This window comes from Terrabacter sp. Soil811 (assembly GCF_001429655.1).
In the GTDB taxonomy this organism is placed as follows: Bacteria; Actinomycetota; Actinomycetes; order Actinomycetales; family Dermatophilaceae; genus Terrabacter.
This window is the reverse complement of record NZ_LMSX01000007.1, coordinates 581,308-604,460: the sequence shown is the minus strand read 5'-3', so window position 1 is coordinate 604,460 and position 23,153 is coordinate 581,308. Positions and strand designations below refer to the sequence as shown.

Below are 23,153 nucleotides of genomic sequence, written 5' to 3'. Positions count from 1 at the left end.
GGCAGGGCCCCGCGGGTGACGTCAGACGGTCGTCGTCAGGTCAGCGGCGGGCGGGCTCGAGGCATCAGGAGATCCACACGGGAGAGAAGGTACGCGGCGCCCAGGGCTCGCGTCCAGCCCTTTTCCGTCGCGCTCGGGCAACTCGACCCCGCCCGGGCGGAGTTGTGGTGGTCAGGCGGCTTCCGGGGCGCGCCAGGTCCGCCCGGGCGGAGTTGTGGTGGTCAGGCGGGCTTCCGGCGCGCGCCAGGTCCGCCCGGGCGGAGTTGTCGCGCCGGGCTCAGGGGAGGGCGGCGTCGTGGACGACGATGGCGATCTGGACGCGGTTGTCGGCGCCGAGCTTGTCGAGGACGCGCGACACGTGGGCCTTGACGGTCGGCACGGAGAGGTAGAGCTCGCGCGAGATGTCGGCGTTGGACAGTCCGCGGCCGATGGCGAGGGCCACCTCGCGCTCGCGGTCGGTGAGGGTCGCCAGGCGGGCCTCGGCGTCGGCGCGGCGGCGGTCGCCGGCGTCCGCCACGGCTCCTCCGCCGGTCGCGACGTGGGCCATGAGGGTCGCGGTGACGCTCGGCGACAGGATCGGCTCGCCGGTGGCGACGAGGCGCACCGCCTCGACGAGCCGTCGCGGCTCGGTGTCCTTGAGCAGGAAGCCGTGCGCGCCGGCCCGCAGCGCCTGCACGACCATGTCGTCGGCGTCGAAGGTCGTCAGGACGATGACCTTGAGGTCGTCGCCGCGCGCACCGCGGACGGCCCGGGCGCCTTCGGACAGCAGCGCTCTCGTCGTCTCGAGGCCGTCCCGGCGCGGCATCCGGATATCCATGAGGACGACGTCGGGCCGGTGCTCGTCGACGACGCGCTCACCCGCGATGCCGTCACCCGCCTCCGCGACGACGTCGAGGTCGGGTGCCCCACCGAGGATCATCCTCAGCCCGGCACGCACGAGCGCGTCGTCGTCGACGATCACGACGCGCGTACGCCATGGGTCCCCGGTCATCGCGACCACGGTAGCCGGGCCGTGAGGACGAAGTCGCCCGCGCGGTCGGGACCGTAGGTCAGCTCGCCCCCGGCGAGGACGGCCCGCTCCGTGAGCCCGAGCAGCCCCAGCCCGGCTCCCACCGTGACGTCCTGGCGTATGCCGTCCGCTGCGTCCCCGCCTCCGCGCGGGACCGTGTTGCGCACCGTCACGCGGACGGCCTCGTCGTCGAGGCCGCCCTCCGGGGCGGTGGCCACGGTGACCCGGACGGCCGCGCCAGGGGCGTGCTTGCGGGCGTTCGTCAGGCCCTCCTGCACGATCCGGTAGGCGCCGCGCGACACCTGCTCGGGCACACGCTCGAGGTCACCCGACCGGTCGAGCCGGACCGTCGTGCCGCCCGAGCGTGCCTCGGCGACGAGCGCCTCGAGGTCGGCGAGCGTCGGCTGCGGCGGCTGGGGCGTGCCGTCGGCGGGAGCCCCCGAGCCGGGCACGTCGCGGAGCACCCCGAGCACGGCCCGCAGCTCGGTCAGGGCCTCGTTGGCGCTCTCGCGGACCACCTCGGCCGTCTCGGAGACCTGCTCGGGCGTCAGGTCGGTGCGGTAGGCGAGGGCGCCGGAGTGCATGGCCACCAGGGAGATCCGGTGTGCGAGGACGTCGTGCATCTCGCGCGCGATCCGGGCCCGCTCTGCGACCTGCGCCTGGACGACGCGCATCGCCTGCTCGCGCTCGGCGGTCAGGGCCCGTTCGTGGAGCGAGGCGACGAAGGCGCGGCGCTCGCCGATGGCCCAGCCGATCGCGACGCTGACGGCATAGCTGAGCAGGCCGATGATGACGTTCGGCAGGGTGACGACCTGGTCCTCGGTCGGGTAGACCATCGAGTGCGACCAGCCCGCCACCATCCACGGCACGAGGACGACCGCGATCTCGCGCCAGTGGCGGCGCGTCGACAGGGACACGAGCGCCACGACGGACGCACCGATCGCGACGGAGGAGATCCCGGAGAGGGCCGCCGTGACGACGGCGACGGCGAGCGGCCAGCGGCGGCGCCACAGCAGCAGCGTCGTCGAGCCGAGCCCGATCGCGAGGTCGACGAGGAGCCAGTCCTTGCCGAACGTCGGCTCCACGTGGCGTTGGTCGAGCTGCGCCTGCACGGCGCCCCAGAGAGCGAGTCCGAAGAGGAAGGCGACCCCGAGCCGCCACGTCTCACCCCACACGTGGCCCCGTCGGGTGCGGGCGATCCGGGGCAGCGGCACCCGGCCAGCGTAGGCGCCGACCGGGCGCGACGGCATCCGACCAAGGTCTCGTCCGCGACCGCCGACGGGGTCCGACCCTGAGCACGGACCCTGACTCCGGTCAGGGTCGGGTGCGACCTAGGTAGGGGTCGGAATCAGGCTTGTGACGGATGTGCGACCACCGCCTCTCCCGGGAGGGTGGAGCCCATGATCACAGTGGAACGACTCACCAAGCGCTACGGCCCGTTCACGGCCGTCGACGACGTCTCCTTCGACGTCAAGCCGGGCCTCGTCACCGGCTTCCTCGGCCCCAACGGCGCGGGCAAGACGACCGCGATGCGCGTCATGGCCGGCCTGACGCCCGCCACGTCAGGACGGGCCACGGTGCTCGGCAAGCCGTATGCCGCCCTGCCGAACCCCGGCCGCCACGTCGGCCTCCTGCTCGACGCCTCCGCGCAGCACGCCGGCCGCACCGGCCGCGAGGTGCTGACACTCGGCGCCATCCTCATGGGTGTCGGCAAGCACCGCGTCGACGAGATGGTCGAGCTCGTCGGCCTCACCGAGAAGGAGGCGAACCGCCGGGTGCGCAACTACTCCCTCGGCATGCGCCAGCGGCTCGGCATCGCGCACGCGCTGCTCGGCGACCCCGAGGTGCTCATCCTCGACGAGCCGGCCAACGGTCTCGACCCCGCCGGGATCCGCTGGATGCGTGACCTCCTGCGCGGTTACGCCAACGAGGGCGGCACGGTGCTGCTCAGCTCGCACCTGCTCAACGAGATCGAGCGCGTCGCCGACGAGATCATCGTCATCGGCCACGGCAAGATCGTCGCCCACGGCACCAAGGACGAGCTGCTCGCCGGGGCCGGCACCTACACCCGCTCCACCGACGACGACGCCCTCCTGGCCGCGCTCGCCGAGGCCTCGATCGTCGCCCAGCGCACCCCGACGGGCGGCCTGCAGGTCGAGGCCGAGCCGATCGCCGTCGGCCGCGTCGCCGTCGCCCACCAGATCGTCCTGACCGAGCTGCGCGGCGCCGACAGCCGGGGCCTCGAGGAGATGTTCCTCGACCTCACGGCCGACGCCGCCCGAGAGGAGGTGGCGGCATGACCGCCACGACCACGACGACGCCCACCGCGGCTCCCGTCTCCAAGAACGCCGAGTCGGCCCTGCCGACCCACGCCAAGGTGCCGAGCCGCATCGCCGGCACGCGTCCCACGACCGGGGTGCCCTTCGGCCGTCTCGTCCACGTCGAGCTGCGCAAGATGCTCGACACCAGGGCAGGCCGCTGGCTCCTCATCGGCATCGGCGCCATCATCGCGGTCGCGCTGACGATCATGTTCTTCAACGAGGGTGGCCAGCACGCCTTCGGCGAGTACCTCCAGGCCACGACGATGCCGATGGCGCTCATCCTCCCGGTCGTCGGCATCCTCGCCGTGACGTCCGAGTGGAGCCAGCGCACCGGCCTCGTCACCTTCGGTCTCGAACCGCGCCGCATGCGCATCGCGTGGGCCAAGCTCCTCTCTGCGCTCCTCGTCGGCGTCTGCGCCTTCGCGCTGTCGCTCGTGCTGGCCGCCCTCGCGCACCAGGCCGCGATCACCTTCCGCGGCATCACCGGCGACTGGTCCACGGACGCGCTCGTGCTCCTCGGCGCCGGCGGCTACGTGCTGCTCGGCATCGCCCAGGGTGTCGGTTTCGGCATGCTCTTCAAGAACACGCCCGCCGCGGTCGTCGTCTTCTTCGTCCTGCCGACCGCGTGGTCGATCCTCGGCTCGATGGTCTCGTGGCTGGGCGACGCCGCGACCTGGCTCGACATGAACCAGACGATGCAGCCGCTCTTCGAGGGATCGCTGACGGGTGCCCAGTGGGCCCACCTCGCCACCTCGGTCGCCGTCTGGGTCGTCGCGCCCCTGGCTGTCGGCATCTGGCGCCTGACCCGCGCCGAGGTGAAGTAGCACCTGACCACGAACAAGAGGTATGCCGTGTGCCTGACGGGGGCACACGGCATACCTCTGCGTGTTGCTGGGGCGAAAGGCCTTGTCAGTTGGCCGCGTTCGTCTTCGTCTCGACGATCGGGTCGTTGACGACCTTGGCGTCGTCGGCGTCTCCGCCCGGGTTGGCGCCGCCGAGGCCGGCGCGGACGAGCTCCTCGATCTGCTTGCCCGTCTCGGCGTCGACGCTCTTCCAGTAGTCGAAGGCGCGCTCGAGGACCGGGGACTTCACGCCGCCGAGAAGGTGGCCGGCCACCGTCTCGGTGAACGCCTCTCGCTGTGCGTCGTCCCAGACCTCGCGGACGAGCAGGCCCGCCTGGCTGAAGTCGTCGTCGTCCTCGCGCAGCGTGTAGGCCTGGCGCACCATGGCGCCGTCGGTCTCCCAGCCCTCCTCGACCTCACCGACCTCGTCGGCGTAGCCGCGGCCCTCGCTGTTGGGGGCGTAGACGGGCAGGTCGCCGTGGTGGTCGTAGGCCATCGGGCCGTCCTGCGTGTAGGTGTTGAGGCCCTCGACGCGCGGACGGTTGACCGGCAGCTGGAGATAGTTCGGGCCGATCCGGTAGCGGTGCGTGTCGCTGTAGGCGAAGACGCGGCCGAGCAGCATCTTGTCGGGCGAGAAGCCGATGCCCGGCACGACGGCCGACGGCTCGAAGGCCGCCTGCTCGATCTGGGCGAAGAAGTTGTCGGGGTTGCGGTTCAGCGTCATCGTGCCGACCTTGATGAGCGGGTAGTCGCGGTGCGGCCACACCTTCGTCAGGTCGAACGGGTTGAGGTGGTAGGTCTTCGCGTCCTCGTAGGGCATGGCCTGGATCGACAGCGTCCAGCTCGGGAAGTCGCCCGCCTCGATGGCGTCGTGGAGGTCGCGGCGGTGGTGGTCGGCGTCCTGACCGGCGATGCGCTCGGCCTCGGCGCCGGTCAGGCCCTCGACGCCCTGGTTGCTGTGGAAGTGGTACTTGACCCAGTGCTTGTCGCCGGCCCCGTTGACCCAGAGGAAGGTGTGGCTGCCGTAGCCGTTCATGTGGCGGAACGTCTTCGGGATGCCGCGGTCGCCCATGAGGTAGGTGACCTGGTGCGCCGACTCCGGGTTGAGGCTCCAGAAGTCCCACTGCATGTGGTTGTCGCGCAGCCCCGAGCCGCCGCGGCGCTTCTGGCTGCGGATGAAGTGCGGGAACTTCATCGTGTCGCGGATGAAGAAGACCGGGGTGTTGTTGCCGACGAGGTCGTAGTTGCCCTCGGTCGTGTAGAACTTCAGCGCGAAGCCGCGCGGGTCGCGCCACGTGTCGGGGCTGCCCTGCTCGCCGGCGACCGTCGAGAAGCGCGCGAGCATCTCGGTGCTGGCGCCCTTCTGGAAGAGCGCGGCCTTGGTGTAGGCCGACACGTCCTCGGTGGTCTCGAAGGTGCCGAACGCGCCGGAGCCCTTGGCGTGGACGTTGCGCTCCGGGATGCGCTCGCGGTTGAAGTGCGCCATCTGGTTGAGGAAGTGGTGGTCGTGCAGCAGGATCGGGCCGTCCGGGCCGACCGTGAGCGAGTTGCGGTCACTCGGCGCCGGTGCTCCGGTCTCGGTGTGCGACCCGAGTCGCGCCTCCTCGCTCGGGGCCGTCTCGATGGACTCGCGGGACTTCGTGCTCTCACTCATGTCTGCTCCTTCGACGTCTGTACAGGGGCCATACCCAGTCGGCTCCGCCGGTCCTAGAGTCGGGTCATGAGGCTGCGCCGTGTCGTCGAGGCCGTACCGGTGGTGGCCGCGCTGGCCACGGCCCTGCTGGCTGCCGGGTGCACGACCGACGGAGGCGTGCGCGTGTCGCCCACGGTTGGCGTGCCCGCGGGGACCGCGACGCCCGAGGTCTCCCTGACGCCCATCGACCCCGGGCCACCACCCGTCGTGACGGTGCCTCCGCCGGTGGCCGGTGAGGTGGCGCGGGTGGTCGTGAGCAAGCAGGGCTCGGGCAAGGCGTTCCGCAACGTCCCCGGCGTGCCGGTCGCCGAGGGGCGCACCTACACGGTCGAGGTCGCGTGCGCCGCCGGTCGGGCCACGGAGGGCTCGAGCTACGCCGTCTACGATGCCGCGCCCGGCACGTGGGGCCACGGCGAGCCGCTCTACTCCCGCCCCTTCGCGTGCGACGGCGCCGTGCAGCGGACCGTGCACCTCGGGCTGCCGTCCGGGCGCGTCCAGATCGACGTCCGCGGCCTCCCGGCCGACGCCGTGACGGCATACGCCCTCATCCGCCCCGAATAGTCGAGTGAGCGCCCCGCCCCACTCGAGTGAGCGCTCCGTAACAGTCGAGCGAGCGCGCCGCCCCACGCGTCACGCGACGGATGGGACGGAGTGCTCAGTCGTGTGTGGTCAAGCGCTCACTCGAGGTGGGGAGGGTGGGGGTCCGGCGGGATCTCGGTCGTGGGTCCGCGGGGCGCGCGGATAGGCTGACCCGCGTGATCGACATCAAGCTCGTGCGCGACGAACCCGACCGGGTCCGCGCCTCGCAACAGGCCCGTGGTGAGGACCCGGGGATCGTGGACGCGATCCTCGCTGCCGACGAGCGCCGTCGATCGTCCCTCGGCGACTTCGAGAAGCTGCGCGCCGAGCAGAAGACCGTCAGCAAGTCGGTCGGCGCGGCCATGGGTGCCTTCCAGAAGGCGAAGAAGTCGGGCGCCGACGACGCCGACCACCTGGAGAAGGTGGCGCACGAGGCGCGGGCGCGCGCCGGCACGCTGAGCGAGCAGGTCAAGTCGCTCGAGAGCGACGCCGACGAGGCCGGGGCCGAGCTCGAGCGCCTGCTCCGCCGAGTCGGCAACGTCATCATCGACGGTGTGCCCGTCGGCGGTGAGGACGACTACGTCGTGCTCGAGACCGTTGGAACGCCAAGGGATTTCGAGGCCGAGGGCTTCGAGCCGCTCGACCACCTCGCGCTCGGTGAGAAGCTCGGCGCCATCGACATGGAGCGCGGCGCCAAGGTCGGTGGCGCGCGCTTCTACTACCTCACCGGCGTCGGGGCCCTCCTCGAGCTGGCGCTGCTCAACATGGCGATGGCCCAGGCGACCGCGTCCGGCTTCACGCCGATGATCACGCCGACGCTCGCGCGCCCGGAGGTCATGGTCGGCGCCGGCTTCATGGACGCGCACGCCGACGAGGTCTACCACCTCGAGGCCGACGACCTCTATCTCACCGGCACCTCGGAGGTCGCCCTCGCCGGCTACCACTCCGACGAGATCATCGACCTGACGAACGGCCCGAAGAGGTATGCCGGGTGGTCGGCCTGCTACCGCCGCGAGGCGGGGTCGCACGGCAAGGACACCCGCGGCATCATCCGCGTGCACCAGTTCCACAAGGTCGAGATGTTCAGCTACTGCCGTCCCGAGGACGCCGAGGCCGAGCACCAGCGCCTGCTGGCGTGGGAGCAGGAGATGCTCGCCAAGATCGAGGTGCCCTACCGGATCATCGACACGGCGGCCGGCGACCTCGGTGGTCCGGCGGCTCGCAAGTTCGACTGCGAGGCCTGGGTGCCGACGCAGGGCAAGTTCCGCGAGCTGTCGTCGACGTCGAACTGCACGACCTACCAGGCGCGCCGGCTGGGCACCCGCGAGCGTGATCCGAACGGCTCGGGCACCCGCGCCGTCGCGACGCTCAACGGCACGCTGGGCACGACGCGCTGGCTCGTCGCGATCCTCGAGAACCACCAGCAGGCCGACGGCTCGGTCCGCGTGCCCGAGGCCCTGCGCCCCTTCCTCGGCATGGACGTCCTGACGCCGCGGTCCTGACCACCCGGTTGAGGTGGGCGCGCCGCCGAGACGCGCGCGCGATGACCTCAAACCGCAGGGGAGTAGGTGACGCCGAGCTGTCTCGTGACCTCGTCGAGGGCACGCATGTTGGCGTGGACCGACGCTGAGTCGTGCAGAGGAGACTCGAGCAGGCCCTCGCCGATGCAGCGGGCCACCTCGAGGGCCGAGTGGTAGAGCGCGCCGTGGCCGATCGGCTCGGGGTCGGTCCACGTCACCGAGCCTGACCCGTCGGCGGAGGTGACGACGACGTCGCCGGGCATGAAGAACGGTCCGGGCAGGGTCAGCGTGGCCTCCGTCCCGGCGATGGTGGCCGCCGTGGGCGTACGCGTGAGCAGCGTCGAGTGCAGCACGCTCGTCGCGTCGCCGGCATGGGTCAACAGCATCGCGGCCTGGCCGTTGACCCCGGACGCCGTCGACTCGCCGGACGCCAGGACGCGCGTGGCCGGGCCGAGCGCCCATGTCGCCAGCGTCGTGACGTAGGTGCCGAGGTCGAGGAGCGAGCCGCCGGCCATGGCCGGGTCGAGGATGCGGTGCGGCGGGTCGAAGTGCTCGCCGTGGTCGGCGATGACGGTGCGCACGTCGCCGAGGAGGCCGGCGTCGAGCACCTGCCGGACGACGTCGAAGCGCGGCAGGAAGAGCGACCACAGGGCCTCCATGCAGAAGACGCCGGCGGCCCCTGCAGCAGCCGAGATCGACTGTGCCTCAGACGCATCGAGACCCAGCGGCTTCTCGACGAGGACGTGCTTGCCGGCCCCGACGGCCAGGAGTGCGCCGGCCAGGTGCGCGTGGTGCGGCGTCGCGACGTACACGACGTCGACGTCCGGGTCGCTCACCAGCGCCTCGTGGCTCGCGTGCGCCCGCAGCCCACCCGCACCCCGGGCGAAGGCGTCGGCCGAGGCCTGCGACCGCGACCCCACGGCCACGACCTGCTGCGTCGTCGAGGCCCGGAGCGACGAGACGAAGCGTGACGCGATCCACCCCGTGCCGAGGATGCCCCAGCGAAGGCTGGGCACGCTGTCGGGCGACGGACGGCGTGGGGCGGGGAGGGTGGTGGGCAGCGAAAGGGTCGACACGGCATACCTTCTCGGTGGTCGGGCGCCGCGACCGACCCCGGCGCGGTCAGCGCTCGTCGAGCATGACCTCGATGGAGTAGTCCTGGGCGCGGTAGCAGTGGTCGCCGTACTCGACGGGGCCGCCGACGGCGTCGAACGCGGTGCGCGACATCGTCAGGACCGGCTGGGACGGCGTGAGGTTCAGGTGCTTGCGCTCGGAGGCCGACGGCTGCCGCGCACCGATGCGCTGGTGGGCCACGACGGGCTTGCCGCCGCGAGCGCGGAGCAGGGCGTAGAGGCCGTCGTGCTCGAGGTCCTCGCGGCTGATGTCGGAGTAGGCCGGCGGCAGCCAGTTGCGCAGGATCGCGAGCGGCCGGTCGCCGTCGAGACGGAGCCGGACGAGGCGCAGCAACGGCGTGTCGGCCGGGAGGCCCATCGCCGTCGCCGCGACCTCGTCGGTCGTCACCTCGTGCGTCAGCACCTGGGTGCGAGGGTCCCCCGAGCCCTCGCGCCGCAGGTCGTCGTAGAGGCTCGTCAGCTCGGCCCGCCGGTGGATCTGGCGGCCCGCGACCGTCGTGCCGAGACCTCGCCGCCGGAGCAGGAGGCCCTGCCCGACGAGCTCCTGGATGGCCCGCCGCACCGTCGGTCGCGACAGGCCGAGCCGGTCGGCCATCGCGACCTCGTTCTCGAACGGGTCCCCCGGCTGGAGCACGCCGTCCGCGATCGCCGCGCTCAGCTGCTCGGCCAGCTGGTGGTAGAGCGGGACCGGCGTCTCGCGGTCGATGCGGACGTCAACGGGCTTGGGCATGGCCGCAGACTAACGAGACGATTCGGCCATGCGCGCACGTGTTCATGTCAGCACACCCTCGTGTCATCACCTCGGGCTCTTGACGACGAGAACGGGCACGTCCGCGTCGAGGATGATGTTCTGCGCGACGCTGCCGAGGAAGGCCTTGCCCATCGGCGAGCGGCGCCGGGCCCCGATGACGAGCAGGTCCGGACCGAGCTCGTGCACGGTCGCGAGGATCGCCTCGGAGACGTCCGCGATGTCCCGGCCCCCGGGGACGAGGCGCACGTCCCACTGGAGGTCGGGCAGGCATGCGGCCTCGAGCGCGCTCTCGACGGCATCGGAGATACCGGCCTTGTTGGCCTCCGCGATGTCGTTGTCGAGCGACTCGACGACGTGGACGACGAGCAGGTGGGTCCCGCGGTATGCCGCCTGGCGGGCTCCCTCCTGGAGCGCGAGCGCGCTCGAGCTGCGGGTGTGGTGGGCGACGGCGACGCTCATGACGCCACCCCGCTCACTTCTGCAGCTCGTGCGAGAGCTCGGTGAGCTCGTCGCCGCCGGCCATCTGGCGGGTGAGCTCGTCGAGACCGACGTCGGCGCGCTTCTTGTCGAGCACGGCCTGGCCGAGCTTGAGGATGACGAAGTGGTTGCCGACGAGGTAGGCGTGGTGCGGGTTGTGGGTGATGAAGACGACGCCGAGGCCGGCGTCGCGGGCCGCAGCCGTGTACTTGAGCACGACGCCGGACTGCTTGACGCCGAGGGCCGCGGTCGGCTCGTCGAGGATGAGCACGCGGGCGCCGAAGTAGACGGCCCGGGCGATCGCGACGCACTGGCGCTGGCCACCCGAGAGGGTTCCGATCGGCTGGTTGATGTCCTTGACGACGACGCCCATCTTGCGCAGCTCCTCGTCGGCGATGCGCTTCATGTCGGCGATCCGGAGGGTGGCGAACGGGCCCCTGCCGCTCGTCAGCTCGGAGCCGAGGAAGAAGTTGCGCCACACCTCCATGAGCGAGACGACGGCGAGGTCCTGGTAGACGGTCGCGATGCCGTGGTCGAGGGACTCGCGCGGCGAGGAGAAGCTGACCTCCTTGCCGTCGACCTTCATCGTGCCCTCGTTGTGCGGGTGGAGGCCGGCCATGATCTTGATCAGGGTCGACTTGCCGGCGCCGTTGTCGCCGAGGACGCAGGTCACCTCGCCGGCGCGCACCGTGAGGTTGATGCCCTTGAGGGCGCGGATGGCGCCGTACGTCTTGCCGACGTCCTTCATCTCGATGAGCGGCTCGCCCGAGTGGAGCTCCGGGTCCGCGTGCTCGGACAGGGTGTCAGTCATGTCAGCCCACCTTTCGGGCGGTCGAGAGCTTCTTGACGTAGAGGTTGACCATGACGGCGAGCAGGAGCATGACGCCGAGGAAGGCCCGGAACCAGTTGGGGTCCCAGCCGGCGTAGACGATGCAGAGGCTCGTCATGCCGAAGATGAACGCGCCGATCGCGACGCCGATGGCGTTGCCGTAGCCGCCGGTGAGCAGCGTGCCACCCACGACCGCGGCGATGATGTAGAGGAACTCGTTGCCGATGCCGTTGCCGGCCTGGAGGGTGTCGAACTTGTAGAGCGTGTGCATGCCGACGAACCAGCCGAGGAACGAGACCGACATGAAGAGGCCGATCTTGACGGCCTTGACCGGGACGCCGACGGCACGGGCCGAGTCGGCGTTGCCGCCGACGGCGTAGATCCAGTTGCCGATCTTGGTGCGCTGGAGGATGAACGCCGACAGGGCGACGAAGAGGAACCACCAGAGGACGGTGATCTCGACGGTGACACTGCCGATCTTGAAGCTCGAGGCGAAGATCGCGTCGAGGGTCTTGTAGCCGTCCATCTGGTTGATGTTGGGCGTCGAGACCGAGCCGGTGACGAGCTTCGTGACCCCGAGGTTCGCGCCCTGCAGCACGAAGAACGTGCCCAGGGTGATGAGGAAGCTCGGTATGCCGGTCCTCACCACCAGGTAGCCGTTGAGGAAGCCGATGGCGAGGCAGAAGACGAGCGAGAGCACGGCGCCGACGATGAGGTTGATGCCGAGCTGGTAGCAGAACATCGCGTTGACGAGCCCCGCCGTGGTGACGATCACGCCGGCGGAGAGGTCGAACTCGCCGCCGATCATGAGCATTCCCACGGCGACCGCGACGATGCCGATGGTGGAGGACTGGTAGAGCACGGTGAAGAACGACGCGGGCGACCGGAAGGCCGGGGCGACGATGAGGAAGAAGACGAAGATGACGATCGCCGCGACGAGCGCCCCGACCTCGGGGCGGGCGAGCAGGCGGTTCGACCAGCCGAGCGTGACCCTGTTCGATGCCTCGGCTGGTGCCGAGGGTGGAGTCTTGGTGGTTTGACTCATGGACCTCTCCGATCCGGTTTGACGAGCGAGCAGTGGAGTGCGGGAAGGGCGGCCGGCCCTGGTTGCCCGGGCCGGCCGCCCCGGTGGGTCAGCGCGTGTTGTTCTTGGCGAACGGGAGGATCACGGCGATGTTCTTCGAGTCCACGAACGACGGTCCGGTCAGGACGGCGAGGCCGCCACCGATGTCGTTGCCGTTCTTCTTGTTGAGGTAGAGCGACTGGATGGCGAGGTAGCCCTGCACGTAGGGCTGCTGGTCGACCGAGAACTGGATCTTGCCGTCCTGGATCGCCTGCGCGGCGTCGACGTTGAGGTCGAAGGTGGCGAGCTTGGCCTTGCTGCTGGCCGCGTCCATCGCCTTGAGGGCGTCGAGGGCGATCGGGGCGCCGAGCGTGACGATCCAGTCGATCGAGCTGTCCTGCGCGAGCTTGGCCTGAAGGGCCGAGACGACCGACGGGTCGTCGGCGCCGTTGACCTGGATGTTCTCTGTCGCCGGGATGCCCTTCTTGACGCCGGCGCACCGCGCCTCGAGGGCCACCGAGCCGGCGGCCTGGATGACGCAGAGGACCTTCTTGCCACCGGCGGCGGCGATGCGCTTGCCGGTCGCCTCACCGGCGAGGTTCTCGTCGGAGCCGAAGTACATCTTGGCGCCGACCTGCTGGTACTGGTCGATGCCGGAGTTGAAGGCGACGACGGGGATGCCGGCGTCGTTGGCCGACTTGACCGCACCGGCGAGGGCGTCGGGAGTGGCGAGCGTCGTGGCGATGCCGTCGACCTTCGAGTCGACGGCGTTCTGGATCAGGGTCGCCTGCTTGGCCGGGTCGGGGTCGTTGGAGTACTTGAGCGTGATGCCGCTGTTCTTCGCGGCCTGGGTGGCGCCGGCCTTGATCTTGTCCCAGAAGGTGTCGCCGGGGGTCTCGTGGGTGACCATGGCGAACGTGTAGCCGGAGTTGTCGCCGGCGCCGCTGCCGCTCCCGGCGTCGGCGGTGCTGGCGGGGGCGCCGCCGCTGCTGCACGCCGCGAGGGCGAGGGCGGCGGCCGTGGCCACGCCGGCTGCGACGGTCAGGCTCTTGCGAGTCCGAGTCGGAGTCATCGTTGATTCCTTTCGTTGCGTCGCGGTGGCCCGGTCGCCGGAGTGGCGCGACGTTCTGTGACGGTCGATCCGTCGATCAGGGTGGAGCCCGTGTGCCGTGTGCCGCCTGGCACGTGAGGTGCGGGCTGGAGGGGTGTCGGGTCGTGTCGACCCGGCCGGTGCGCCTGTGCTGCGCGTGGGCTGAGCGGTCTGGCTGCGTCGCGTCCGGTGAGGACGGTGTGGGGCGAGGTCGTCGCCCGGAAGGTGTGCGGGGATCTCGGCGAGCTCCGGCGACGTGGTGGGTCTCCGTGCTCGCACTGGCTCCTCCGTCGCGGGCGGACATCGGTGTCGATGTCTGCCGGTCCCGGCGTCGGTGCCAGCGATTGGAGGATGCTCCTCTTCCTGCATGCATGTCAAGAGATTGATCAAACATCAGAATGTCCTAACATTTGCTTGACATGGCGACGGCCACGGCAGGACCATCGTTCTCGAAGGGACGACGATGTCGAGGCGTTCGCCGTCCGGACCTCACGGCGACCACCCCCACCGGGTCGCCACCCACCGCGATCACCCAAGGGAGTGTGCACATGCGCATCGGACTGGCCGGAGTCGGCCGCATCGGGGCGTTCCACGCCGAGACCCTCCGCGACCTGTCCGACGTCGACGAGGTCGTCGTCTCCGACCTGGACGCCGACGCCGCCCGCGCCGTCGCGGACAAGCTCGAGGTCGGCTTCGCCGCCTCGCCGGCCGAGCTGCTCGCCCAGGGCGTCGACGGCTTCGTCATCGCCACGGCGACGCCGGGACACGCACCCCTCATCCGCCTGGGTCTCGAGGCCGGCGTCCCCACCTTCTGCGAGAAGCCCGTGGCCGCCACGCTCGACGAGACGCTGGACCTCGCACGGCTCGTCCGCACGACGAGCACGCCCGTCCACGTCGGCTTCCAGCGCCGCTTCGACCGCGGCTACCAGCGCGCCCAGCAGGCCGTGGCCGGCGGCGAGCTCGGCTTCGTCCACAGCATCCGCGCGCAGACGCACGACCAGGCGCCGCCCCATGCCGCCTACATCCCGACGAGCGGCGGCCTCTTCCGCGACTGCTCGATCCACGACTTCGACATCATCCGCTTCGTCACCGGTCGCGAGGTCGCCTCGGTCTACGCCACCGGCGCCAACAAGGGCGCGGCGTTCTTCTCCGAGGCCGGCGACGTCGACACCGCGGCAGCCGTGCTGACGCTCGACGACGGCACGCTCGTCAACCTCTCGGCCACGCGCTACAACGGCGGGGGCCACGACGTGCGCATGGAGGTCCTCGGCAGCGACGGCACGATCGGCGTCGGCTACGACGACTCGCTCGCCGTCACCTCGGCCGAGCCCGGTGCCACCTACCCGGTCGGCCCCCGACACTGGTCGTTCATGGAGCGCTTCCTGCCGGCCTACCGTGCCGAGCTGACGGCCTTCGCGGCCGTCGCCCGCGGGGCGCTGGCCTCGCCGTGCACCGTCGACGACGCGCTCCAGGCGTTCCGCGTCGCCGACGCCTGCGAGCTCTCACGGCGCGAGCGTCGCGTCGTCTCGCTCGACGAGATCCCGAGCCTGTGAGCGACGCCATGGACACCACCACCCCCGCCCCCGGCGACACGGCATACGACGTCGTCGCGATCGGACGCACCGGCGTCGACATCTACCCGCTCCAGCACGGCGTGGGGCTCGAGAAGGTCCGCACGTTCGAGAAGTTCCTCGGCGGCAGCGCGACGAACGTCGCGGTGGCGGCGGCCCGCCACGGGCACCGGACCGCGCTCGTCACGCGGACCGGGCAGGACGCGTTCGGCCGCTACGTCCACGAGGCGCTGCGCGACTTCGGGGTCGACGACTCCTTCGTCTCCGCCGTCGCCGGGCCGCCGACCCCCGTGACCTTCTGCGAGGTCTTCCCGCCCGACGACTTCCCGCTGTACTTCTACCGCTACCCGACCGCTCCGGACCTCATGATCGAGGCCGACGAGCTGCCGCTCGACGCGATCCGCGACGCCGGCGTCTACTGGGCGACCGTGACGGGGCTGTCGCAGGAGCCGAGCCGGGCCGCGCACTTCCGCGCCTGGGACGTCCGGGCCCGCCGCACCCACACGGTGCTCGACCTCGACTACCGGCCGATGTTCTGGTCCGACCCGGCCGAGGCGAGCGTGCAGGTCGGGCGCGCGCTCGACCACGTGACCGTCGCCGTCGGCAACCGCGAGGAGTGCGAGGTCGCCGTCGGCGAGACCGACCCCCAGCGAGCGGCCGACGCGCTGCTCGAGCGCGGCGTCGAGCTCGCCGTCGTCAAGCAGGGCCCCAAGGGGGTGCTCGCCGCGACCCGCGACGAGCGGCTCGAGGTCCCGCCTTTCCCCGTCGACGTCGTCAACGGCCTCGGTGCCGGTGACGCGTTCGGGGGCGCCCTCTGCCACGGCCTGCTCGAGGGCTGGGACCTGCGGCGCGTCCTCGAGTTCGCGAACGTCGCAGGTGCGATCGTCGCCAGCAAGCTCGAGTGCTCCACCGCGATGCCGACCTCCGCCGAGGTCGACGAGCGCCTGGCCGCCGCCGGCCGGCAGGCCTCACCGTTCGCCACCACCGCCGAGGAGGCGCGATGACCACCACGCAGCACGAGCCCACCGTCAGCCCCAGCGTCCGGGTCGCCGACCTGACCGAGATCCGCGTGCGCGAACCCGGGCGCATCGCCGCCGCGTGGGCCGCGCGCCGCCGCCGTCCCCTCGTCCGTGAGGACGGCCGGATGCTCCTCGTCGCCGCCGACCACCCCGCGCGCGGTGCCCTCGGCGTCCGCGGCGCCGGCGCCGCCATGGCGAGCCGCAGCGACCTGCTCGAGCGCCTCGTCACCGCCCTCCAGCGTCCCGGCGTCGACGGGGTGCTCGGCACGCCCGACGTCCTCGACGACCTCCTCCTGCTCGGCGCCCTCGACGGCAAGGTCGCCATCGGTTCGATGAACCGCGGCGGCCTCCAGGGAGCGACCTTCGAGCTCGATGACCGCTTCACCGCCTACACCGCGGGGGAGATCGCGGCGCGCGGTATCGACGGCGGCAAGATGCTGACCCGCATCTGCCTCGACGACCCGGGCACGGTGGCCACCCTCGAGGCGAGCGCCAACGCCGTCACCGAGCTCGCCGAGCACCAGGTTATGGCGATGGTCGAGCCGTTCCTCTCGACGCGCGAGGGCGGTCGGGTCGTCAACCAGCTCGACCCCGACTCGACGATCAAGTCGGTCCACATCGCTGCCGGCCTCGGTGCCTCGAGCGCCTACACGTGGCTCAAGCTTCCCGTCGTCGACGAGCTCGACCGCGTCATGGACGCGACGACCCTGCCGACGCTCCTCCTCGGCGGGGACCCCCAGGGCGACCCGCAGGACACGTACGCCTCGTGGGGCCGCGCGCTCGACCTGCCCGCCGTGCGCGGTCTCGTCGTCGGCCGCGCCCTGCTCTTCCCGCCCGACGGGGACGTCGCCGCGGCCGTCGACATCGCCGCCGGGCTGGTGCACGGGAGCGGGGTCCGCGCGTGAGCGACAACGAGCGCTGGGTGCGCCCCCTGGGGAGCGCCGGCACGACGGAGTGGTCGGTCGCCATCGACGACGCCCTCGACGGGTGGTCGCACACCCGGTTGTATTCCGCCGCGCTGGCTGCCGGGGAGAGCCGCACCGTCGCGGCCGGGGAGTGGGAGCACGTCGTCGTGCCGCTCTCGGGATCCGTCGCCGTCACGGCCGTCGACCCCGAGGGCCTCGAGCACGAGGCCGTCCTCGCGGGTCGGGCCTCGGTCTTCGCCGGGCCCACCGACGTCGCCTACGCCACGCGCGACTGCGACGTCACGGTGACCGCCGAAGGCGGTCCCGCCACGATCGCCGTCTGCGGCGCCCGCGCGACGCGACGGCACACGCCGCCGTTCCGTCACGTGGGCGTCGCAGACGTGCCCGTCGAGCTGCGCGGCGCCGGCGTCGCGTCCCGCGAGGTCCGCAACTTCGGCATCCCCGGCGTCCTCGACGCCGACTCGATCATCGCCTGCGAGGTCATCACCCCCGGCGGCAACTGGAGCTCCTATCCGCCGCACAAGCACGACGAGGAGCGGCCGGGGGTCGAGACGGAGCTCGAGGAGATCTACTACTTCGAGGTCGCCCCGTCGGCCGGTGCTCCGGAGGCCGCGGGTACGAGCCCGGTCGGCTACCAGCGGGTCTACGGCACCGACGACCGGCCGATCGACGTGCTCGCCGAGGTGCGCTCGGGCGACGTCGTCCTCGTGCCGCACGGCTGGCACGGCCCGGCGATGGCCGCCCCCGGCTACGACCTCTACTACCTCAACGTCATGGCCGGCCCGGGTGCCGAGCGGGCCTGGCTCATCTGCGACGACCCCGCACACGGCTGGGTCCGCGACACGTGGTCCGACCAGCCGGTCGACCCCCGACTTCCCCTTGGAGGTGCTCGATGACGAGCGACACCCACGCGGCCGCGACGGTGCGTCTGACCGTGGCCCAGGCCGTGGTGCGCTTCCTCGCCAACCAGTGGAGCGAGCGCGACGGCGAGCGGCAGAAGCTCTTCGCCGGCTGCTTCGGGATCTTCGGCCACGGCAACGTCGCCGGGATCGGCCAGGCGCTGCTGCAGAACGAGCTCGCCGACGGCGAGGAGCACCTCCCGTACGTGCTCGCCCGCAACGAGCAGGCGATGGTCCACACGTCCGTCGCCTACGCCCGCCAGAAGGACCGCCTGCAGACGTGGGCGTGCACCGCGTCCGTCGGTCCCGGCTCGACGAACATGCTGACCGGCGCCGCCCTGGCGACGATCAACCGTCTGCCCGTGCTGCTGCTCCCGTCGGGCACCTTCGCGACGCGAGTGTCCTCCCCGGTGCTCCAGGAGCTCGAGCTGCCGTATGCCGCCGACGTGACGGTCAACGACGCCTTCCGCCCGCTGTCGAAGTTCTTCGACCGGGTCAGCCGTCCCGAGCAGCTGCCGTCGGCGCTGCTCGGTGCGATGCGGGTGCTCACAGACCCCGTCGAGACGGGCGCCGTGACGATCTCGCTGCCGCAGGACGTGCAGGCCGAGGCGCACGACTGGCCGCTCGAGCTCTTCGCGCCGCGCATGTGGCGGGTGGCGCGTCCGCTGCCCGAGGCCGTCGACGTCGCCGACGCCGCAGCGGTCATCCGCTCGGCGAAGCGGCCGCTCGTCGTCGCCGGTGGCGGCGTGCACTACAGCGGCGCCGAGGAGGCGCTCCGCGCGTTCTGCGAGGCCACCGGCATCCCCGTCGGTGAGTCGCAGGCCGGCAAGGGGTCCCTGCCGCACGGGCACCCGCAGGAGATGGGTGCGGTCGGCTCGACCGGCACGACGGCCGCCAACGCGCTCGCCGCAGAGGCCGACGTCGTCATCGGCATCGGCACGCGGTGGAGCGACTTCACCACTGCCTCGCGGACAGCCTTCCAGGACAACGGGGTCCGCTTCGTCAACGTCAACGTCGCGCGCTTCGACGCCGGCAAGCACTCGGGGCTCTCGGTCGTCGCCGACGCCCGGGAGGCGCTCGTCGCGCTCACTGCGGCGCTCGACGGGTATGCCGTCGACGACGCCCACCGGACACGCCAGGCCGCGCTGTGGGCCGAGTGGGACGCCTCGGTCGAGGCGGCCTTCCACCCCGCTCCGGAGGTCACCGACCGGCTGGCCGATGGCCTGCTCACCCAGGGCCAGGTGCTCGGCGCGGTCAACGAGCTGACCGACCCCCGCGACGTCGTGCTCTGTGCGGCGGGCTCGATGCCCGGCGACATCCACAAGCTGTGGCGGGTGCGCGACCGCAAGGCGTACCACGTCGAGTACGGCTACTCCTGCATGGGTTACGAGGTGCCGGCCTCGCTCGGCATCCGTCTCGCCGACGAGTCGCGCGACGTCTTCGCCATGGTCGGCGACGGCGGCTACCTCATGATGCCGACCGAGCTCGTCACGGCGGTGCAGGAGCGCATCAAGGTCATCGTCGTCCTCGTGCAGAACCACGGCTTCCACTCGATCGGATCGCTGTCGGAGTCGCTCGGCTCGCAGCGCTTCGGCACGAGCTACCGCTTCCGTGGTGAGTCGTCCGGACGCCTCGACGGCGCCGTCCTGCCCGTCGACCTCGCCGCCAACGCGCGCTCGCTCGGCGCGCACGTCATCGAGGTGCACTCGCTCGACGAGCTGCACCAGGCGATCAAGGAGGCCAAGGCCGCTCCGGCCGACGGCGGGCCCGTCGTCATCCACGTCGAGACCGACCCGCTCGTCCACGCGCCCGACAGCGCGTCCTGGTGGGACGTGCCGGTCTCGGAGGTCAGCGACCTCGACACGACGCGGACGGCATACGCGGAGTACGTCGACCACAAGGCCACCCAGCGTCCGCTCATCACTCCCGTCGGCACCACCTCTCACCCGGAGTCCTCGTCATGAAGCTCGCCCTCGACCCGTACATGTTCCGTGAGACGCCGCTGCTCGAGCTGCCCTCCCTCGTGGCCGACCTCGGCTACGAGTGGATCGAGCTGTCGCCGCGCGACGACTTCATCCCCTTCTTCAACCACCCGCGCGTCGACGACGCCGGCGTGGCCGCGTTCCGGTCGGCGCTGGCGTCTGCGGGGGTCGGGGTGTCGTCGCTCCTGCCACTCTTCCGGTGGTCGGGTCCCGACGAGGACGACCGCAAGGCGGCCGTGCGCTACTGGACGCGCGCCATCCAGATCGCCAGCGACCTCGGTGTCGACACGATGAACTCCGAGCTCAACGGCAACCCCCGCGAGGCGGCCGTGTGCGAGCGGATGTTCTGGCAGTCGATGGAGGAGCTGCTGCCCGTCTTCGAGAAGGAGGGGATCCGGCTCGTGCTCGAGCCGCACCCCGACGACTGGGAGGAGGACGGCAAGCGTGCGGTCGACATCATCAAGGGGATCAACAGCCCCAACGTGTCGTTCCTCTACTGCGCGCCGCACACCTTCCACCAGGGCAACGATCCCGACGGGATCATGGACAAGGCCGGCGACCTGCTGAGGATGGTCCACGTCGCCGACGCCTACGACCACACCGCGTCGTCCGGGCTGCGCTACATCGTCAACCCGCCCGGGTCGCAGGTCACGGTGCACCAGCACCTCGACATCGGGCAGGGCGAGGTCGACTTCGGCCAGTTCTTCGCCGGCCTCGAGCGCATCGGCTTCGACGGCATCGTCACCTCCTGCGTCTTCGCCTGGGAGGACCGCGCGCGTGAGTCGAGCACCTACATGCGCGACACGATCCGCTCCTACCTCGACAAGTGGTCGACGCCGCCCACGCTCGTCTCGCCCTGAGCCACCAGCATCCGAGCCGAACCCACGTGTTCCCTCCTCGAGCCGGCCACCCGGCACACGCCCCCTCCGCCTTGATCTGAACCCGAAGGACACTGCCATGAGCACGCCCACCCGCATCACCCACCTCATTGACGGCCAGCCGTGGGCCGGCACCGCCGAGCGCACGTCGCCCGTCTTCAACCCCGCGACGGGGGAGCAGTCCGGCGTGCTCGACCTCGCCTCGGCCTCGCTCGTCGACGAGGCCGTCACGTCCGCCGCCTCCGCGTGGGAGGAGTGGGCCGACGCCTCGCTCGCCAAGCGCTCGGGCGTGCTCTTCGCCTTCCGCGAGCTGCTCAACGAGCGCAAGGAGGACGTCGCGGCGCTCATCACGGCCGAGCACGGCAAGGTGCTCTCCGACGCGCTCGGCGAGGTGACGCGCGGCCTCGAGGTCGCCGAGTTCGCCTGTGGCATCCCGCACCTCATGCGCGGCGGCTTCTCGGAGAACGCCTCGACGAACGTCGACGTCTACTCGATCCGCCAGCCGCTCGGGGTCGTCGCCGTCATCTCGCCGTTCAACTTCCCGGCGATGGTGCCGATGTGGTTCATCCCCATCGCCATCGCGTGCGGCAACGCGGTGATCCTCAAGCCGTCCGAGAAGGACCCCTCGGCCGCGATCGCGGTCGCGGCGCTCTGGAAGGAGGCCGGCCTGCCCGACGGTGTCATGCAGGTCGTCAACGGCGACAAGGAGGCGGTCGACGCGCTGCTGAGGCACCCCGACGTGAAGTCGGTGTCGTTCGTCGGCTCGACGCCGATCGCGAAGTACGTCTACGAGACGGGCACCGCGCACGGCAAGCGGGTCCAGGCCCTCGGCGGCGCCAAGAACCACATGCTCGTCCTGCCGGACGCCGACCTCGACCTCGCCGCGGACGCGGCGGTCAACGCCGGCTTCGGCTCGGCGGGGGAGCGGTGCATGGCGATCTCGGCACTCGTCGCCGTCGAACCCATCGCGGACGAGCTGATCTCGAAGATCAAGGACCGCATGGGCAAGCTCGTCACCGGTGACGGCACGCGCGGCTGCGACATGGGCCCGCTCGTCACCTCGCAGCACCGCGACAAGGTGACGTCCTACCTCGACGCCGGGGTGTCCGAAGGTGCGACGCTCGTCGTCGACGGTCGTCAGGACTCCTACGAGTCCGACGGGGAGGGCTACTTCCTCGCGCCGACCCTCTTCGACCACGTCAAGCCCGGCATGTCGCTCTACGACGACGAGATCTTCGGTCCGGTGCTGTCGGTCGTTCGCGTCGGCTCCTACGACGAGGGCCTCACGCTCATCAACAGCAACCCCTACGGCAACGGCACGGCGATCTTCACCAACGACGGTGGCGCGGCCCGCAAGTTCCAGCGCAACGTCGAGGTCGGCATGGTCGGCGTCAACGTGCCGATCCCCGTGCCGGTGTCGTACTACTCCTTCGGCGGGTGGAAGAACTCGCTCTTCGGCGACACCCACGCCCACGGCATGGAGGGCGTCCACTTCTTCACCCGCGGCAAGGTCGTCACGTCGCGCTGGCTCGACCCGAGCCACGGCGGCCTCAACCTTGGCTTCCCCCAGAACGACTGACCCGCAACACTTTTCGAGAGGAACGAACGACCATGGCCGAGTCCAAGGCCCGCAACACCGACGACCGCTACAGCAAGCTGACGATCGGTGTCTGTCCTGACCAGTGGGGCGTCTGGTTCCCCGAGGACGAGAAGCAGATCCACTGGGAGACCGCGCTCGACGAGATGGCCGAGGCCGGCTTCTCGGTCATGGAGACGGGGCCGTTCGGCTACTTCCCCAAGGACCCGAAGCGCCTGCAGGAGGAGATGGACAAGCGAGGCTTCCAGGTCGTCGCCGGCACGGGCTGGGGCATCCTGCACAAGCCGGAGGCCTGGGCCGACACGGAGAAGACCTTCCGCGAGATCGCCGAGACGCACGCCGCCGTCGGGGCGGAGTACATCGTGCACCTACCGCCCCTCTTCCGCGACGACAAGACGTGGGAGTTCACCGACGACCGCGTGCTGTCGACGGAGGCGTGGAACGCCTACATCTCCAATGCCGACAAGCTCGGTCGCATCATGAAGGAGGACTACGGCCTCAAGATGGTCCTCCACCCGCACGGCGACAGCCACATCGAGACGCCCGAGGACATCGACCGCGTCTTCCAGGCGACCGACCCCGACTACGTCGGCTTCTGCCTCGACACCGGCCACATCGTCTACGGCGGTGGGGACCCGATGGAGCTGTGCCGCAAGTACCCCGAGCGCATCTCCTACGTCCACATCAAGGCGATGGACGAAGGCCTCGTCAAGCAGGCCCACGACGAGGACTGGCCCTTCGGTCTCGCTGTCGCCAAGGGCTGCTCCGTCGCACCGCCGGCCGGCGCGCCGGACATGCCGTCGCTCATCGAGGCCCTGGCCGACCTCGACAAGGAGCTCTACGTCGTGTGCGAGCAGGACATGTACCCGTGCGAGCCGTCCTACCCGCTGCCCAACGCCATCCAGACCCGCGAGTACCTCGCGTCCATCGGCCTCGGCCTCCGCTGAGCCCTGCCCTCGCTGACGAAGGAGTCA

The 23,153-nt window shown here is 71.0% G+C and carries 21 protein-coding genes; 12 read left to right on the top strand and 9 right to left on the bottom strand.

Features of this window, described 5'->3' with window-relative positions:
• Positions 1–277: 277 nt before the first annotated feature.
• Together ASH01_RS09670 and ASH01_RS09665 are read right to left on the bottom strand one after the other, a co-directional pair.
• A complete protein-coding gene (locus ASH01_RS09670) occupies positions 278–991 on the bottom strand; it encodes a response regulator (protein ID WP_056775322.1) in 714 nt (237 codons plus the stop codon).
• The gene (locus ASH01_RS09665; RefSeq protein ID WP_200959103.1) at positions 988–2,223 is read right to left on the bottom strand and encodes a sensor histidine kinase; all 1,236 of its coding nucleotides are present in this window, start codon (positions 2,221–2,223) and stop codon (positions 988–990) included. The genes ASH01_RS09670 and ASH01_RS09665 overlap by 4 nt, the downstream gene beginning before the upstream one ends.
• A gap of 186 nt (positions 2,224–2,409) precedes the next feature.
• On the opposite strand from ASH01_RS09665, the gene ASH01_RS09660 reads away from it, so the two are divergent.
• Entirely contained in the window at positions 2,410–3,309 is a 900-nt protein-coding gene (locus ASH01_RS09660) for an ABC transporter ATP-binding protein (protein WP_056774748.1), read from the top strand.
• On the top strand, positions 3,306–4,154 hold the full coding sequence (locus tag ASH01_RS09655; protein ID WP_056774745.1) for an ABC transporter permease subunit: 849 nt from the start codon (positions 3,306–3,308) through the stop codon (positions 4,152–4,154). Before ASH01_RS09660 ends, ASH01_RS09655 begins: the two co-directional genes overlap by 4 nt.
• An 85-nt stretch (positions 4,155–4,239) precedes the next feature.
• Here ASH01_RS09655 and ASH01_RS09650 read toward each other — a convergent pair whose 3' ends face one another.
• Positions 4,240–5,826 (bottom strand): catalase, encoded by a 1,587-nt coding sequence (locus tag ASH01_RS09650; protein ID WP_056774742.1) that lies wholly within the window; start codon positions 5,824–5,826, stop codon positions 4,240–4,242.
• 66 nt (positions 5,827–5,892) lie between these two features.
• Between ASH01_RS09650 and ASH01_RS09645 the strand changes: the two genes are divergently transcribed.
• Both ASH01_RS09645 and serS read left to right on the top strand, forming a co-directional pair.
• On the top strand, positions 5,893–6,426 hold the full coding sequence (locus ASH01_RS09645) for a hypothetical protein (RefSeq protein ID WP_056774739.1): 534 nt from the start codon (positions 5,893–5,895) through the stop codon (positions 6,424–6,426).
• A 194-nt stretch (positions 6,427–6,620) separates the two neighbouring features.
• A complete protein-coding gene (serS, locus tag ASH01_RS09640) occupies positions 6,621–7,946 on the top strand; it encodes a serine--tRNA ligase (RefSeq protein ID WP_056774736.1) in 1,326 nt (441 codons plus the stop codon).
• A 47-nt stretch (positions 7,947–7,993) separates the two neighbouring features.
• On the opposite strand, the gene ASH01_RS09635 is transcribed toward serS, so the two are convergent.
• The 6 genes from ASH01_RS09635 to ASH01_RS09610 form a co-directional block, all read right to left on the bottom strand.
• On the bottom strand, positions 7,994–9,040 hold the full coding sequence (locus tag ASH01_RS09635; protein WP_235509585.1) for a Gfo/Idh/MocA family protein: 1,047 nt from the start codon (positions 9,038–9,040) through the stop codon (positions 7,994–7,996).
• A 46-nt stretch (positions 9,041–9,086) separates the two neighbouring features.
• Entirely contained in the window at positions 9,087–9,827 is a 741-nt protein-coding gene (locus tag ASH01_RS09630; RefSeq protein ID WP_056774733.1) for a GntR family transcriptional regulator, read from the bottom strand.
• A 66-nt stretch (positions 9,828–9,893) separates the two neighbouring features.
• On the bottom strand, positions 9,894–10,307 hold the full coding sequence (locus ASH01_RS09625; protein WP_056774731.1) for a universal stress protein: 414 nt from the start codon (positions 10,305–10,307) through the stop codon (positions 9,894–9,896).
• Between the two features lie 13 nt (positions 10,308–10,320).
• The gene (locus ASH01_RS09620; RefSeq protein WP_020143647.1) at positions 10,321–11,136 is read right to left on the bottom strand and encodes an ATP-binding cassette domain-containing protein; all 816 of its coding nucleotides are present in this window, start codon (positions 11,134–11,136) and stop codon (positions 10,321–10,323) included.
• 1 nt (position 11,137) lies between these two features.
• Positions 11,138–12,199, bottom strand: coding sequence for an ABC transporter permease (locus ASH01_RS09615; protein ID WP_020143648.1), 1,062 nt, complete (start codon positions 12,197–12,199; stop codon positions 11,138–11,140).
• An 88-nt stretch (positions 12,200–12,287) separates the two neighbouring features.
• Entirely contained in the window at positions 12,288–13,289 is a 1,002-nt protein-coding gene (locus ASH01_RS09610) for a substrate-binding domain-containing protein (RefSeq protein WP_056774727.1), read from the bottom strand.
• A gap of 566 nt (positions 13,290–13,855) precedes the next feature.
• Here ASH01_RS09610 and ASH01_RS09605 point away from each other — a divergent pair.
• The 8 genes from ASH01_RS09605 (at position 13,856) to ASH01_RS09570 (ending at position 23,126) form a co-directional block, all read left to right on the top strand.
• Positions 13,856–14,860 (top strand): Gfo/Idh/MocA family protein, encoded by a 1,005-nt coding sequence (locus ASH01_RS09605; RefSeq protein ID WP_056775316.1) that lies wholly within the window; start codon positions 13,856–13,858, stop codon positions 14,858–14,860.
• An 8-nt stretch (positions 14,861–14,868) separates the two neighbouring features.
• Positions 14,869–15,882, top strand: a complete 1,014-nt coding sequence (gene iolC, locus ASH01_RS09600) for a 5-dehydro-2-deoxygluconokinase (protein WP_056775315.1) — start codon at positions 14,869–14,871, stop codon at positions 15,880–15,882.
• Complete coding sequence (locus ASH01_RS09595; RefSeq protein ID WP_056774724.1) at positions 15,879–16,802, top strand: Cgl0159 family (beta/alpha)8-fold protein; 924 nt, start codon at positions 15,879–15,881, stop codon at positions 16,800–16,802. Before iolC ends, ASH01_RS09595 begins: the two co-directional genes overlap by 4 nt.
• A complete protein-coding gene (gene iolB / locus ASH01_RS09590) occupies positions 16,799–17,719 on the top strand; it encodes a 5-deoxy-glucuronate isomerase (RefSeq protein WP_056774720.1) in 921 nt (306 codons plus the stop codon). The genes ASH01_RS09595 and iolB overlap by 4 nt, the downstream gene beginning before the upstream one ends.
• Positions 17,716–19,686, top strand: a complete 1,971-nt coding sequence (gene iolD, locus ASH01_RS09585) for a 3D-(3,5/4)-trihydroxycyclohexane-1,2-dione acylhydrolase (decyclizing) (protein ID WP_056774717.1) — start codon at positions 17,716–17,718, stop codon at positions 19,684–19,686. The genes iolB and iolD overlap by 4 nt, the downstream gene beginning before the upstream one ends.
• Positions 19,683–20,564 carry a sugar phosphate isomerase/epimerase family protein gene (locus ASH01_RS09580; protein ID WP_056774714.1) on the top strand — a complete coding sequence of 294 codons (882 nt, stop codon included), beginning with the start codon at positions 19,683–19,685 and terminating at the stop codon, positions 20,562–20,564. Before iolD ends, ASH01_RS09580 begins: the two co-directional genes overlap by 4 nt.
• Positions 20,565–20,661: 97 nt before the next feature.
• Positions 20,662–22,161, top strand: a complete 1,500-nt coding sequence (locus ASH01_RS09575) for a CoA-acylating methylmalonate-semialdehyde dehydrogenase (protein WP_056774711.1) — start codon at positions 20,662–20,664, stop codon at positions 22,159–22,161.
• 32 nt (positions 22,162–22,193) lie between these two features.
• The gene (locus ASH01_RS09570; RefSeq protein WP_056774709.1) at positions 22,194–23,126 is read left to right on the top strand and encodes a TIM barrel protein; all 933 of its coding nucleotides are present in this window, start codon (positions 22,194–22,196) and stop codon (positions 23,124–23,126) included.
• Positions 23,127–23,153 lie beyond the last annotated feature (27 nt).